This window comes from Mammaliicoccus sp. RAM2 (assembly GCF_045897195.1).
Taxonomy (GTDB): domain Bacteria; phylum Bacillota; class Bacilli; order Staphylococcales; family Staphylococcaceae; genus Mammaliicoccus; species Mammaliicoccus sciuri.
Map to the genome: position 1 here is coordinate 167,662 of NZ_JBJNWI010000002.1, position 15,069 is coordinate 182,730.

Annotated in this window: 11 protein-coding genes and 1 riboswitch; all 11 genes read right to left on the minus strand. The window is 31.8% G+C overall.

Translation table 11 applies throughout. From position 1 onward, the window contains the following. Nucleotides 1–23 precede the first annotated feature (23 nt). A complete protein-coding gene (locus ACJTHF_RS04040) occupies nt 24–1,517 on the minus strand; it encodes an amino acid permease (RefSeq protein ID WP_058592097.1) in 1,494 nt (497 codons plus the stop codon). A gap of 88 nt (nt 1,518–1,605) precedes the next feature. Next, nucleotides 1,606–1,778: riboswitch (Lysine riboswitch) on the minus strand. Between the two features lie 69 nt (nt 1,779–1,847). Next, nucleotides 1,848–3,776 carry a threonine--tRNA ligase gene (thrS, locus tag ACJTHF_RS04045; RefSeq protein ID WP_232157106.1) on the minus strand — a complete coding sequence of 643 codons (1,929 nt, stop codon included), beginning with the start codon at nt 3,774–3,776 and terminating at the stop codon, nt 1,848–1,850. 314 nt (nt 3,777–4,090) lie between these two features. Beyond that, entirely contained in the window at nt 4,091–5,011 is a 921-nt protein-coding gene (gene dnaI, locus ACJTHF_RS04050) for a primosomal protein DnaI (RefSeq protein ID WP_048539618.1), read from the minus strand. Then, complete coding sequence (locus tag ACJTHF_RS04055) at nt 5,011–6,393, minus strand: replication initiation and membrane attachment family protein (protein ID WP_107609267.1); 1,383 nt, start codon at nt 6,391–6,393, stop codon at nt 5,011–5,013. The genes dnaI and ACJTHF_RS04055 overlap by 1 nt, the downstream gene beginning before the upstream one ends. Before the next feature lie 11 nt (nt 6,394–6,404). After that, the gene (nrdR, locus tag ACJTHF_RS04060; RefSeq protein ID WP_025904300.1) at nt 6,405–6,863 is read right to left on the minus strand and encodes a transcriptional regulator NrdR; all 459 of its coding nucleotides are present in this window, start codon (nt 6,861–6,863) and stop codon (nt 6,405–6,407) included. 178 nt (nt 6,864–7,041) lie between these two features. Then, entirely contained in the window at nt 7,042–8,076 is a 1,035-nt protein-coding gene (locus ACJTHF_RS04065; RefSeq protein ID WP_058592060.1) for a glyceraldehyde-3-phosphate dehydrogenase, read from the minus strand. Nucleotides 8,077–8,238: 162 nt separating this feature from the next. Continuing rightward, the gene (gene coaE / locus ACJTHF_RS04070; protein WP_058592059.1) at nt 8,239–8,835 is read right to left on the minus strand and encodes a dephospho-CoA kinase; all 597 of its coding nucleotides are present in this window, start codon (nt 8,833–8,835) and stop codon (nt 8,239–8,241) included. 8 nt (nt 8,836–8,843) lie between these two features. Continuing rightward, on the minus strand, nt 8,844–9,716 hold the full coding sequence (gene mutM / locus ACJTHF_RS04075) for a DNA-formamidopyrimidine glycosylase (protein WP_078355895.1): 873 nt from the start codon (nt 9,714–9,716) through the stop codon (nt 8,844–8,846). Nucleotides 9,717–9,737: 21 nt separating this feature from the next. Continuing rightward, nucleotides 9,738–12,359: a DNA polymerase I gene (polA, locus tag ACJTHF_RS04080; RefSeq protein ID WP_407812543.1), complete on the minus strand. Its 2,622-nt coding sequence runs from the start codon at nt 12,357–12,359 to the stop codon at nt 9,738–9,740. Between the two features lie 248 nt (nt 12,360–12,607). After that, nucleotides 12,608–14,314, minus strand: a complete 1,707-nt coding sequence (pnpS, locus tag ACJTHF_RS04085; protein ID WP_232157104.1) for a two-component system histidine kinase PnpS — start codon at nt 14,312–14,314, stop codon at nt 12,608–12,610. Beyond that, nucleotides 14,307–15,017, minus strand: a complete 711-nt coding sequence (locus ACJTHF_RS04090) for a response regulator transcription factor (protein ID WP_078355898.1) — start codon at nt 15,015–15,017, stop codon at nt 14,307–14,309. The genes pnpS and ACJTHF_RS04090 overlap by 8 nt, the downstream gene beginning before the upstream one ends. Nucleotides 15,018–15,069: the final 52 nt, after the last annotated feature.

Consider the following 15,069-nt stretch of genomic DNA (forward strand, 5'->3'; position numbering starts at 1 on the left):
ATTATAAACCCTTATGTCAATGTTTATTTAATATTCTTTTCAAATTCTTTCATATCCACATCTTGACTTAAGTCAACTTTATCAAGTGGAATCATTTTGGTTCTGTATTTTAGTTTATGAAAAATATAAAATGCTAAAAATACAGGAATACCCATATAAGTAATAAAGAATCTTCTTGGTTCGAATTCACCAGTTTGGATGAAATCAACATCTTGCCCTACGATTACAATCGCACATAATACAAAAGCAAACAATGGACCAAATGGGAACCATTTAGCTTTATATTTTAATTTTGTCTTATCATAATCTTGTAGATCAAATGCTCTTCTAAATCTATAATGACTGATTGCGATTCCTAACCATGCAATAAAGCCAGTCATACCTGAAGCTGCAATAATATATTCATATGCGCCACCACTTAAATGCTCAATTGCAAATATAAGAACAACAACTACTGCTGTTGCAAATAATGCTGTGTAAGGTACACCTGATTTATTTGTTTTTGAAAATACTGGTGAAGCTAATTTATCTTTACTCATTGAAAATAGCATTCTAACTGAAGCATACATACCAGAGTTACCTGCTGATAATACTGAAGTTAAAATGACAGCATTCATAAATGAAGCTGCAAATGCTAAACCAGCATTCTCAAATACAAGAGTAAATGGTGATTTCGCAATTTCGTCTCCACCCATTAAGTTTGGATTTGTATAAGGAATAATCATACCAATTACAAAGATTGCTAAAATATAAAATAATAAAATTCTCCAGAATACTTGTTTAATCGCTTTAGGTACTGCTCTTTCAGGATTTTCAGATTCTCCAGCTGTAATACCAATCAACTCGGTACCTTGGAATGAAAATCCTGCAACTAAGAATACACCTAATACAAGTAAGAAAGTATTAACATTCGAGTCACCTAAGAACGGTGCGTCACCTGCTACAAAGTTATCAAAACCTAAGTATTCGCCACCTAATAAGCCGAATATCGTTAATAAACCTACACCAATGAAAATAATAACTGTCGCTACTTTAATAAATGCAAACCAGTATTCACTTTCCCCGTATACTCTAACTGAAAGTGCATTAAGGCCAAATATAATAGCCATAAAAATGACACTCCATAACCATGATGGAACGATTTCTAGTGGTTCCCAATAACTCACAACTTGAGATGCAATTGTGATATCAGCTGCAACTGTGATAACCCAGTTAAACCAATAGTTCCATCCTAAAGCAAATCCTAGTGATGGATCGACAAATCGTGTTGCGTAAGTACTAAAAGAACCAGAGACTGGTAAATAAGTTGCCATTTCTCCTAATGATGTCATAAGGAAGAAGACCATCAAGCCAACTATTGCATATGCTAGTAATGCACCACCCGGTCCAGCATCTCTAATTGCTCCGCCAGAAGTCATAAATAAACCTGTACCAATACAACCACCGATGGCTATCATAGAGATATGTCTATCTTTGAGTTTCCTTTGAATATTGTTCGTTGATTTTTCTTGATTCATTGCTATTTCCTTTCTCCATTCCACAATCGAGCCACTAAAAAAGTCGCATATCTCTTGAGATATGCGACCGATATATGAACATTCCATACAAATTGGTAGCACATCACTTAGTGTGACAGTCCAGTATCTATTAAACACTGGCCCAACAAATCATATTATGGATATGATTTGTTTCGGCGATGCACCCTTTCGTTATTTCAACATACGCGCCATTACGCTTCTGAATAATTACTCTTGAGCATCGCAACCTCTAACTCATTACTGAGGAATATTTAATTAAATTTCACTATTAAAACTATACCCGATGATTCCAGAAATTTCAATAGGCTATTACTTTTTTAGTCGAATTTCATCCACAATATTCCAGATAAACTCGTCTTTTTCAACTGTATTTGAATCTTTTGATCCGTATTGACGTACATTTACTTCTTGGTTTTCAACTTCTTTATCACCAACAACGATTTGGTACGGTATTTTTTGCATTTGAGCTTCACGAATTTTATATCCCATTTTCTCGTTACGGTCGTCAATATGAACACGTACACCTTGAGATTTCAATTCATCATTTAATGCTCTTGCATAATCGTAATGTAAGTCAACATTTACAGGTATAATTTCCACTTGTTTTGGTGCTAACCAAAGTGGGAATGCACCTTTAGTTTCTTCTATTAAGAATGCAGTAAATCTTTCCATTGTAGAAATAACGCCCCTATGAATAACAACTGGACGATGTTCTTCACCATCATTACCAATGTAAGTTAAATCAAATTTTTGTGGTAATAAGAAGTCTAATTGTGCAGTAGATAAAGTTTCTTCTTTACCCATTGCTGTTTTAACTTGAACGTCTAATTTAGGACCGTAGAATGCCGCTTCACCGATTGCTTCTTCATATGGTAATGCCATTTCATCGATTACTTCTTTAAGAACTGCTTGCGCTTTATTCCACATTTCGTCATCATCGAAGTATTTTTCTTTATCTTCAGGATCACGATAACTTAATCTGAATGTATAGTCCTCGAATCCGAAATCTTTATACACATCAAGAATCATATTAACAACGCGTTTAAATTCTTCTTTAATTTGGTCTGGACGAACAAAGATATGTGCGTCATTTAAAGTCATACCTCTTACACGTTGTAATCCAGATACTGCACCACTTGCTTCATATCTATGCATCATACCTAATTCTGCTATACGAATTGGTAACTCTCTATATGAATGACGACTATTTTTATAAATCATCATGTGATGTGGACAGTTCATAGGTCTAAGCACAAGTTCTTCATTACCTAAATCCATTGTAGGGAACATATCTTCGTGATAGTGATCCCAATGTCCAGATTTCTTATAGAATTCTACATTAGCCATAATTGGTGTATAAACGTGGTCATAACCCATAGCGACTTCTTTATCTACAATATAACGTTCTAATTCACGTCTAATAGTTGCGCCATTTGGTAACCATAAAGGTAAACCAGCACCTACATCTTGATTAGTTGTAAATAATTCTAATTCTCTACCGATTTTACGGTGATCACGTTCTTTTCTTTCTTCTAATACTTTCAAGTATGCTTTTAAGTCTTTTTTATCAAAGAATGCTGTTCCATAAATACGTTGCAACATCTTATTGTTTGAGTCACCTCTCCAATAAGCACCTGCAGTAGATAATAATTTGAATTCTTTAATTTTTGAAGTTGAAGGCACATGTACACCGCGACATAAATCTGTAAATTCACCTTGAGAATAAAGTGTTACATTTTCATCTTCAGGAATAGCATCAATTAATTCTAATTTATATTCATCACTTTTAAAGAATGCTTTCGCTTCATCACGACTTACAACTTTACGTTCAATTTTAAAGTTTTCATTCACAATTTGTTTCATTTCTTTTTCGATTGTTTCAAAGTCGTCACTAGAAATTTTATGTTCTGTATCTACATCGTAGTAGAACCCACCTTCGATTACAGGACCTACGCCAAACTTCACATCACCATATAATCTTTGTAAAGCTTGGGCCATTAAATGTGCAGTTGAATGTCTTAACACTTCCAAAGCTTCATCGCTTCCAGGTGTAACAATTTCAATTTCTCCATCATTTTCTAAAGGTCTTGTTAAATCTACTAATTGTCCATTAAATTTACCTGCTACAGCTTTCTTTCTTAAACCTGGACTAATGGATTGTGCGATTTCTTCAGTAGTTGTGCCTTGTTCAAACCCTTTCACATTACCATCCGGAAACTTAATATTTATCTCACTCATAACGACTTCCTCCTCTTTTTTATTAAAGAACACAAAAAAGAGACCTCATCCAAAGGGACGAAATCTCTCGCGGTACCACCCTCATTAACGCACTTAACGTATAAGTACGATAACTCTACATAAGATAACGGTCTTGAGCCGAATGTGGATTAACACATCATGTATTGAGGGAGTAACTATTTATATTGCATTATCTCAATTTCAGCTCAATGAGACTCTCTGTGAATGCTTTATAGACGTCATGTCCTCTAAATTTGTATATTCATTTACGATAATTCAATTATACAACTCTACTGTAAAATATCAAGCTAAAATTAAGCGCGATAGTTTTTACCATCTAATTCATATGGTTCAGAGATTGTTTTGATGCGTTCCATAATTCGACTAGCTTTTGTAATCTCTGCACCTTGTCGTGTTTTGCTCAAATGGAATTCTAATTCATCAAAGTTAAAATTCGAACTAAAGAATGTCGGTAATTTATGAACCATTCTATAATGCAATAATGGACCCAATATTTCATCACGAACCCATGGCGTCAGTTCTTCTGCACCGATATCATCTAGCATCAACACTTTAGCTTCACGTGCCGCTTCAAATCGACTACTGAACGATCCATCATTAAATCCATTTTTAAGCACTCTAATAAATTCAGGTAAATATATAATCGTTGAAGGTTGCTTTTTAACTTTTAACTGATTCGAAATTGCACCTAATATATACGATTTACCCGTTCCGAATGGACCATGTATATATAGCCCTTTAACTTCTTCACCTGCTACAATTTTATTACAAATATCCATAGCTTTCTTAATGATTTGCATACGAGACTCATTTTCGATGTATATATCTTTAATTGTCGCTTTCAACGTTTCTTCAGGCATTTGGAATGATGTCACTAAACTTGATTCAAACCTTTGTTCATCGTATTCGATTTTGTTCGGACAAGGTAAGTATCTCGTTTTGATGTGGTCATTCTCAATGTATAGTTCAGGTACATGACCTTTCACAAAGTTGATACAAGTGCCATAACTACCACATTTCTCACAACATTTCGATTGATCTTTATATGCTTGTAATTGATCTAAATCTCTATCAATCATTTCGTTCGTTAATTCAGATTGATGTTCTTCTAAAAATGCTTTTACCTCTTTATGAGATAATGTATCTTTTTTAATTTTTTCTAATCGTTTTTGAAAATCTTTATTTTGTTTTAAATGTTGTCCAAGTGGTTCCATTATTGATCACCTTCTTTCCAAAAAGCTTCCAATTCTTTTTGAAGCGCTTGTTTTCTTTTTTCAAACGCAGCATCAGATTCATGATCATTTTGTTTCTCTTCTTTAGTTGATTCAGAAGATTTTTGTTTTAATAACCATTCTGGTGTCTTTTCAATTGATTTTAATTTATAAGGGTTATTTGCATTATTTTTACGTTCTTTTTTCTTCTCAGCTTTTTGTTTATCAAGATTTTTAACATAATGATAGGCTTCTTCAGCTGAGGATAATTTAAGTTTCTTCCAATTCGAAGCAATTTCTTCAATATATGCTTTCGGTAATTGCATATTATTTTTAAACATTACATACTCTAACAAGATGTTAATCACACCGTATGGTAATTTTTCGCGTGTAATAATATCTTCAACAGTTCTCTTTTGTGCAATTGTCGGTTCAGACTGGGTAAATGATGATAATACTTCTATTGGGCTTGTCGTATCCAACAATTCAAACCAAGACAACAAGGAGTTCACTTCGCTGTTTTCAGAATGCGTATTTGCTTTAGGTTTTTCATTTTTTAAATCTAATGTTGGCAGTTCACCTTCATGCTCTATTTGATAAATTGTACGTGCATGTTTTCTTAAATCTTGTAGTGAAATCGTTTGGTTTTCTGTAATGGATTTTAAGATAATAGACTTCATTTCAACCGGTGTAATACCGTATAAAGTAGCAATTTGTATGATTACTTCTTTCGTCTGTTTATTTAAAATTTCTTTAGAAATCAAATGATTACTCAACAATAATTCTAACATTTCAAAATCAAATTGAACGTCTGACAGATCGAGTCCTTTACTTTTATATTCCGGTCGAATATTGATATCATCTTGTTGTTCAGCATTCGTCAACTTTGGCACTTTAAATACATCAGTAAAGCTCTTAGTCACTTCATGAAAGCCTTGAGTTGTCACACTGTCATCTTTATATCTATTTTTTAACCTAATATATCTCGCCTTACCAATTTGTTGATATAAAAATACAGATAATAAAGGATCATTAAAGAATTGCTCTGCTGTAGCAGGTTGCTCTAATTGATAAATAAATGATTGAGCTTCTTGATTCGTCTTAAAATACGTCTTGAGTAAGCCAATACCTTCTAACAAGTCTAAAGCATCTCTAAAGCTAGACAGATTAATTCTTAAATCATTCATAATTGTATAATGATTATACGCTTCTGTTTCATGATGATAATTAAACTGCGATAAATATAAATAAACACCAATTGCATCAGTTCCAATTAATGGCGTATATAAACTAACTAATATATCTTGATGTACATGTGTATAATTATAATTCGATTTAACATAGAAGCCATCACTTGGCTTGATACCACTAAAATATTCCGCCATTAATACTCACCTTACTTTCGGTCTTTCAATATGCCTTGCATTGACTTTAATAATTGATCGACATCTTTAAATTCTCTATATACTGATGCAAATCTTACATAAGAAACTTGATCGACATCCATTAAATGTTCCATAACTTTTTCACCAATATCATTTGAAGATACTTCAGTATTACCTTCAGATCTTAATTCTTTTTCAACTTGATTTGTAATTTCTTCTAATTTTTGATAAGCAACTGGTCTTTTTTCACAAGAACGTACTAAACCGTTTAATATTTTATCTCTATTAAATGTTTGTCTTGCGCCGTCTTTTTTTACGACGATTAAAGGTGTGAGCTCTACTCTTTCAAAAGTTGTGAAACGAAATCCACATGATTCACATTCTCTTCGTCTTCTAATTGCCACTAAATCATCCGCGTGTCTAGAGTCTACAACTTTAGAATTTTCATATTTACAGTTTGGACATCTCATTCGTTTCACCCCTCATATACTTATTACATAGGTTGATTATACAGTAGTTTGTTATTTTTTTAAACGCTCACTACTTTTCAAAATGCACTTATAGATACTTAACAGTATTATTATTAAATAAAAAACGTAATGCGGTATTTAATTTACCACATTACGTTTTAAATGTAACTTATATCACTTATGAAATTTTTTGTTCTCTCACTTCTGCAAGTATTTGAGCAACTTGTTCTGCAAGTTCTACAACTCTCATTGAGTATCCCCATTCATTATCATACCAAGCGAGTACTTTCACTTTATTATCTGCAATGACCATTGTAGATTGTTCGTCAACGATTGCTGAATGTGGATTTGTTTTGAAATCAATTGAAACAAGTGGTTCATCATTAATATCCATTATTCCTTTTAATGGCCCTTTACTAGCTTGACGTAATGCTTCATTCACTTCTTCAACTGTTACATTTTGTTTTAAATCTACAACTAAATCTACAAGTGAAACATTAGATGTTGGTACTCTTAATGCCATTCCGTGCATTTTTCCTTCTAATTCAGGTAGTACAAGTGACAATGCTTTTGCTGCACCTGTTGAAGTTGGAATGATACTGTCCGTACAAGAACGTGCTCTTCTCAAATCTTTATGAGGATTATCTAAGTTCTTTTGGTCATTTGTAAATGCATGTACAGTTGTCATTAATCCATTTTCGATTCCAAATGTATCATTTAAAACTTTGGCTACCGGGCTTAAACAATTCGTTGTACAAGATGCATTTGAAACAATATCAAAATCATTTAAATCGAGCGCATCGTCATTTACACCTTTAACAATTGTTTGAACATGTCCACCTTTAGATGGTCCTGTTAAAATAACTTTTTTAGCGCCAGCGTCAATATGTGCGATTGCTTTATCTCCATGATTAAATTTACCAGTTGCTTCTATAACAATATCAATTCCTAAAGTTCCCCACGGTAATAATTTAGGATCTCTTTCAGATACAAGTAAAATTTTATGACCATCAATGATGATGCCATCTTCAACTGCTTTAATTTCTCCATCTAATTTGCCATGTGTAGAATCATACTTAATTAAATGAGCAATTGTTTCTGCTGGATATGAAGCATTAATAGCCACAATATTTAAATCATTTGATTTAAGTGCACCTCTTAAGACCATTCTTCCAATTCTTCCTAAACCATTAATTGCGATATTTTTCTTCATAGTCGAGAACTCCTTTTAATGTGATATACTATTTATTGCAATTAGTATATCACATTAAAAGTTTGTTGAAAACGTTTTCTATTATCTTTTTCTTAAATAAATTAAAAAAGTAGATGAATAACAAATGCTATCCATCCACTTTCATATCAAGCTTATTTAATTTTAAAGATTTAATGCCTTACTTTTAAGTAAATCATTAATATTATGACGTAAGTCGTTTAAAGTTCCATTGTTATCAATAATACAATCAGCTAATGTTTTCTTTTCATCTATTGGTATTTGTGATTGAATTCTTGCTTCTGCTTCTTCATCACTTAACTGATTACGTTCTTTAAGACGTAATATTTGAGTTTCTTGATTTGTATAAACTAACCAAGTTTCATCGACTGTATTTTGCAGTTTGTTCTCAAACAATAACGGAATATCCATTATGACATTTTTACCATTACTTAATGCCTCTTCTTTTTCTTTATCCATTATTGTTCTTACTATCGGATGAATAATATTGTTTAGTTTTTCTCGCATTGTTGGATCTTTGAATACGATAGATCCAACATATTGTCTATTCATTTCACCATCTATAATTGCTTCTTCTCCAAATACTTCTTTAACTTGTTGTAGACCAACGCTTCCTTTTTCGACTGCTTTTCGACTGGCTACATCGGCATCTACTATATAAAATCCTTTATCTTTTAAAATATGAGATACTGTAGACTTTCCAGTTGCAATACCTCCAGTTAAACCTATTACTTTCGCCATTTTTACACCTACTTTTGACAATTTGGACAATAGTGCGTGTTTCTTGTGGCAATGACTTTTTGTAATACTTGCCCACCACATTGGCCGCACACTTTTTTACCATATATTCTATGCTTTTCTTGCATTGTCCCTTTTTCACCATCTGCATTGTAGTAATCAGATATACTTGAACCACCGTTATCGATACCCTCTTGTAACACGTTAACCACTTCATCAAAGACCACTTTACACTCTTTTGAAGTTAAGTCTTTCACTGGTCTCATTGGAAGAACACCTGCTCTTAGCAAAGCTTCACAAGCATAAATGTTACCGCAACCTGAAATAACTGTATGGTCCAATATCGCGACTTTAATTGGTTTATTTATAAATTTATTTGACATTACTTTATTTAAGTAATGTTGGTAAGCTTCTTCAACAAACGGTTCTGGTGCAATCTTTAAGACTGAAGGATATTCACTTAAATCTTCTAATGCTCTTAATTCACCGAACCTTCTAATATCTGTGTAAATAAGCTGTAATCCGTTATCTAATTCAAATATGACGTGCCAATGCTTCCTATGGTTATCAACTTCAATATGACTTAATTCTGGAACTGTAAAGAATGCCCCCGTCATACCAAAGTGACACATAATAACATTGCTATTTTCACCGTTATCTATTTCCATAAAAATATATTTACTTCTACGATATACACTTATAATCTTGTAATGCTCAGTACGTTCTTTGAATAAAGCTAAAGAACTACCTTTAATAATTGTTTCTTTACCTGTCGATTTGCCCAATTCAACTTTTTCTGAAAAAGTTACTTTTTGTATTGTGGCACCGACAATTTTAGGTTCTATCACTTTTTTAACACTTTCTACTTCTGGTAACTCTGGCATATATAATCTTCTTTCCTTTTATTATTTAGCATCATACCAAGTTTGTCCTGAACTAGATTCTACACTTAATGGCACAGATAACTCGAGTGCATTATCCATAATATCTTCTACAAACGGTTGGAATGCTTCTAATTCATCTTCTGGAACTTCAAATATTAATTCATCGTGTACTTGTAATAATAATTTACCTTTAAAATCTTTATCTTTCATATTATTCGCAAATTGTACCATTGCTAATTTAATAATATCCGCTGCACTACCTTGAATTGGTGTATTCATAGCTGTTCTCTCAGCAAAACTTCTTAAATTAAAGTTACGATTTGTTATGTCTGGTGTATATCTTCTTCTGTGAAGTAGCGTTTCTACATAACCTTTTTGTTTAGCATCTTGTACGATTGTATCCATATATTCTTTTACTTTAGGGAAACTATCTAAGTAATCATCAATAAATTGTTTGGCAGCTTTTCTTGTAATACCTAAACTTTGACTTAAACCATAGTCGCTAATACCATATACAATACCAAAGTTAACTGCTTTTGCTTGTCTTCTCATATTTGACGTTACTTCATCTTTACTCACATTAAACACACGCATTGCAGTTGTCGTATGGATATCTGCATTAGCAGTAAATGCCTCTTTCATATGTTCGTCGCCTGTAATATCTGCTAATACACGTAATTCAATTTGAGAATAGTCAGCAGCAAATATTACGTGATTCTCTTTACTTGGTCTAAATGCTTTTCTAATTTTTCTACCTTCTTCTAATCTTATAGGTATATTTTGTAAATTAGGATCAACTGAACTTAAACGACCCGTTTGAGCTAATGTTTGATTAAATCTCGTATGAATCTTCCCTTCAGACGTAATCATTTTTTGTAATCCTTCAATATAAGTAGACTGAAGTTTAGCTAGCTGTCTATAGACTAATATATCTTCAATAATTGGATGTTCATTACGCAATTGTTCTAACACATCAACTGCAGTTGAATAACCTGTCTTTGTCTTTTTAATAATTGGTAGTTTTAAATCTTCAAATAATACGACACCTAACTGCTTTGGTGAATTAATATTGAATTCCGAACCAGCATGATGATGAATTTGTTCAATCAATTTATCGATACGTACTTTCAAATCTTCTTGCATTTCAACTAAAGTATCTTTATCAACCGTTATGCCGATATATTCCATTTCAGCTAATACACGTGCTAACGGTAATTCCAAGTCATCGTGTAGACTTAATTGATCTTTTTCATCTAGTAATTGAATCATTTTATCTTTTGTTTCATAAACTGCCGTTACCTTTTTAGCGATACTTTCAAAAAGCATATCTTGTTCAGGGACGTGCAACTTTTTACCTTTGCCATATATACTTTCATCATTCGGTACATAATAGATGCCAAATTCTGATACGACTGAGTATACATCATCAATTGTTCTAGAAGGATCTAAAATATAACTTGCTAACATTGTATCGAACTGAATACCATTAATTTCGATACCTAACCTTTTACATAAAATAATCGTCTTTTTAGCGTCATATGTTGCAAATGTTACTTGATCATTTTCAAGCCATTGTTGTAATTTTTTATGCTCTTTTAAAACATCAGGAGAAACAACATATGTTTCGTCATTTGCATGAATAGCAAATCCAAGTATATCTGCTTTTAAATAGTTAGCTTCGTTCGTTTCAAAATGAATAGCCGCTTCAGTCACACTATCAAAATCAAAGTCATCAATTTGAGTTGAATATTCAATCTCACGGTCATCTGTTGCTTCAGCACTTGCATCCATTTGATCAAGCAATTGTTTGAATTCTAATGTCTTAAATAACTTTATCTTCTCGTCATTATTTTGATCTGTAAGTTTCAACTCATCTATTGTAACTTCAATAGGAGACTCACGATTAATCGTAGCAAGCTCTTTACTTAACTTGGCATTGTCTTCGTTATCTATTAATTTTTCTTTCATCTTTGATTTCTTTAACTCATCAATGTTTTCATATACACCTTCTACAGTTTCAAACTGTTTCAGTAATTTAATTGCTGTCTTTTCACCAATTCCAGGCACACCTGGTATATTATCTGACTTATCACCCATAAGCCCTTTCATATCAATGATTTGGTTAGGTACTAAACCGTCATATTTTTCAGCGATAAATTCAGGTGTGTAATGATCAATATCTGTTACACCTTTTTTAGTATAATAAATCGTTACATTTTCACTTGCTAACTGAGTTAAATCTCGGTCACCCGTAATAATAATTGTCTTAATATTTTTCTCATCCGCTTCACGAGATAATGTACCGATAATATCATCTGCTTCATAATTTTCTAATTCATAATGTTTAATATGATAACTTTCCACAAGTTGTCGGATATATGGTAATTGGCTTCTTAATTCATCCGGCGTCTTCTCACGACCACCTTTATATTCACTGTACATATTATTTCTGAAAGTTGTTTTTCCAGCATCAAAAGCAACCATAAAATGAGTTGGCTCTTCTTCTTTGATTATTTTATCTAAAATCATTGTAAAACCATATATAGCATTCGTATAAACGCCAGCTTTATTTGTTAATAAAGGCAAAGCAAAAAATGCCCTAAATGATAAACTATTACCATCAATCAGTACCAATTTTTCCACGATAAGATACCTCCATCTTTATATTGATTATATTTTATCATATCTCACTATATAATAAGATTGTTTCGCATAAATAAAACGTTATCATAGTGTAATGATATAAATAGTCAAACCGATATTTAATTTTTTACAAAAAAAAGCGAAATACACAATGTATTTCGCATAATCATCAAAATGAAGGGGTCTATGTTTATTCTATCTCGTCATGATTAATTCAATATGAATAAATTGTAAAGATTATATAAAGATTACTTATTAAAGAGTTTTACAATAAAGTTAGATCCTTTTCCAACTTCTGATTCTACTTTGATTTGTCCATTATGTGCTTCTACAATATGTTTAGTAATGGATAAACCAAGTCCTGTTCCTCCTGAATCTCTACTACGCGCTTTATCAACACGATAAAATCTTTCAAAAATTCGTTTTTGTTCATCTTTAGATATTCCTATACCATTATCTTTCACAGAAATAATTTGACCATCTTCTACTTCTTTAATCGTTATAATAACTTCACTAGATTTCGGTGAATAACTAATGGCGTTCGTTAATAAATTAATCAATACTTGTGTTAATTTATCTTTATCTCCGTATCCATATACTTCTTTATCGATATGATTTGTAATGTGAATGTCTTTTTTAGAAGCAACATTTGATACTGTGTTAATCGAATGTTCGCCAATTTCTGTTAATGATATTTGTTCTTTCGGTATCTCGCTATTTTGTTCGATTTTTGATAACTCGAGTAAATCTTGAACAAGTGATTGAATTCGATTAGATTCTTCTAACATAATTTTTAGGAACATATCTAACGATTCAGGATTATTTTTTGCACCATCTAATAATGTTTCTGCAAATCCTTTTATCGATGTGATTGGTGTTCTTAATTCATGAGATACATTTGCCACAAAATCTTTTCTCATATGTTCTAATTTCTTCAACTTCGTTATATCATGCATAACGACAACTAAACCTAATAGATTTCGTTTTTTTCGAGATAATACTGGAATTGCAGATACTTCAAAAAACTTATTATGAACATCATTGATATACATTTCAATTTGTTCAAACATAGGTTTTTCTAATTTTAAAGCTTCGTTCATCATCTGTATGATCTCAACATTAGGCATTACTTCTTTAAATAACTGCCCTTCAGCATGACTATTTCTGTCAAACAAGTCATGATACGTCTTATTCGCTATTACAATAACACCTTCTCTATCTAACATTAATATTGCACTTGGAATATTTTCTAAAGTCGTTTCCAATCGATTACGTTGCAATTTCTGTTCATTATTTAAATTATCTAATGTTCTAGCAAGTTCATTCGTATTAACAAAAAGTTCTTTCGTTTCTTTCACATTACTTTCTGGCACTCTAACACGATATTTTCCAGAAGCCAATAATTTAGTAGCATATGTCACTTCTTTAATAGGATGTATATAAGAAGTGTTAATATATCGAACGACAAAATAGATTAAAGGTAATGTAAAACATAAGACTAATAATAAATATTTCCAAATATCTTTTTGAATAATCTCTATCGTATCTGTATGTTTAGCAATGACAACTGTATAATCACCATATGTTCTTGCATACATCACTTCAGATTCTGACTTATCTACTGCAAAATATTCATCAAAGGTCTTTGCATCAGATATAGCTTGCTTTTTATTTTGATTAAATATATTTGTATCTTTTTCACTTGATCGATATAACACACGTCCATCTTTTTGCAGTAAAATATCTTGATCAAACACACTCAAAATATCTTTAATATTTTCTGGATTATTTTTTGCAATATCGTATACTTTTTTGGATTCAGTCTTTAATAATTTTTGCTGTTGTTTAGAAATTAAATCGTAACTAGAATTATGAAGGAAAAACCCTAATATAAGAAAACTTACAACAGTAACAGTTGTAAGTATAATTAGTAATTTATTATAGAACTTAATCATTATTCTTTGGTCTTTCTAACTTATAGCCTAAACCTCTCACCGTTTTAATGAATTGAGGTTGCTTAGGGTTTTCTTCAAGTTTATCCCTCAAATGACTAATGTGTACGTCTACTATTCTAGAATCTCCAGCAAATTCATAATTCCAAACAGAATTCAACATATGTTCTCTAGTTATCACACGACCCTGTCTTTCAATAAGGTAAAGTAAAAGTTCGAATTCTTTTGGTGTCAATTCTAATAATTCATCATTTCTATACACTTCAAAGAAGTCAGGTCTAATTCTAATTGCACCTAAAATAATATCTTCATCTTCATCTAAGTTTTTATTTTCAACTTGCCCAACACGTCTTAATATAGCTTTAACACGTGCTACAACTTCACGAGGTGAAAATGGTTTAGTCATATAATCATCTGCACCTAATTCTAGACCTAACACTCTATCAAATTCATCGTCTTTAGCTGTAAGCATAAGAATTGGAACTTGGTTTTTATCTGATCGAATCGTTTTACAAACTTCAATTCCATCTTTCTCAGGTAACATTACATCTAATACTACTAAATCTGGTTTCTCTTCATTTACTTTCTCTAACGCTTGAACTCCATCATAAGCTACAATTACTTGGTAACCAGCTTGTTCTATATTATATTTAAGCAATGTAACGATAGATTGCTCATCGTCTACTACCAATACTTTTTGTGACATTCAAGGTCCTCCTTAAGCGATTTAATATAATTATAACTTAAATTATTAAAAA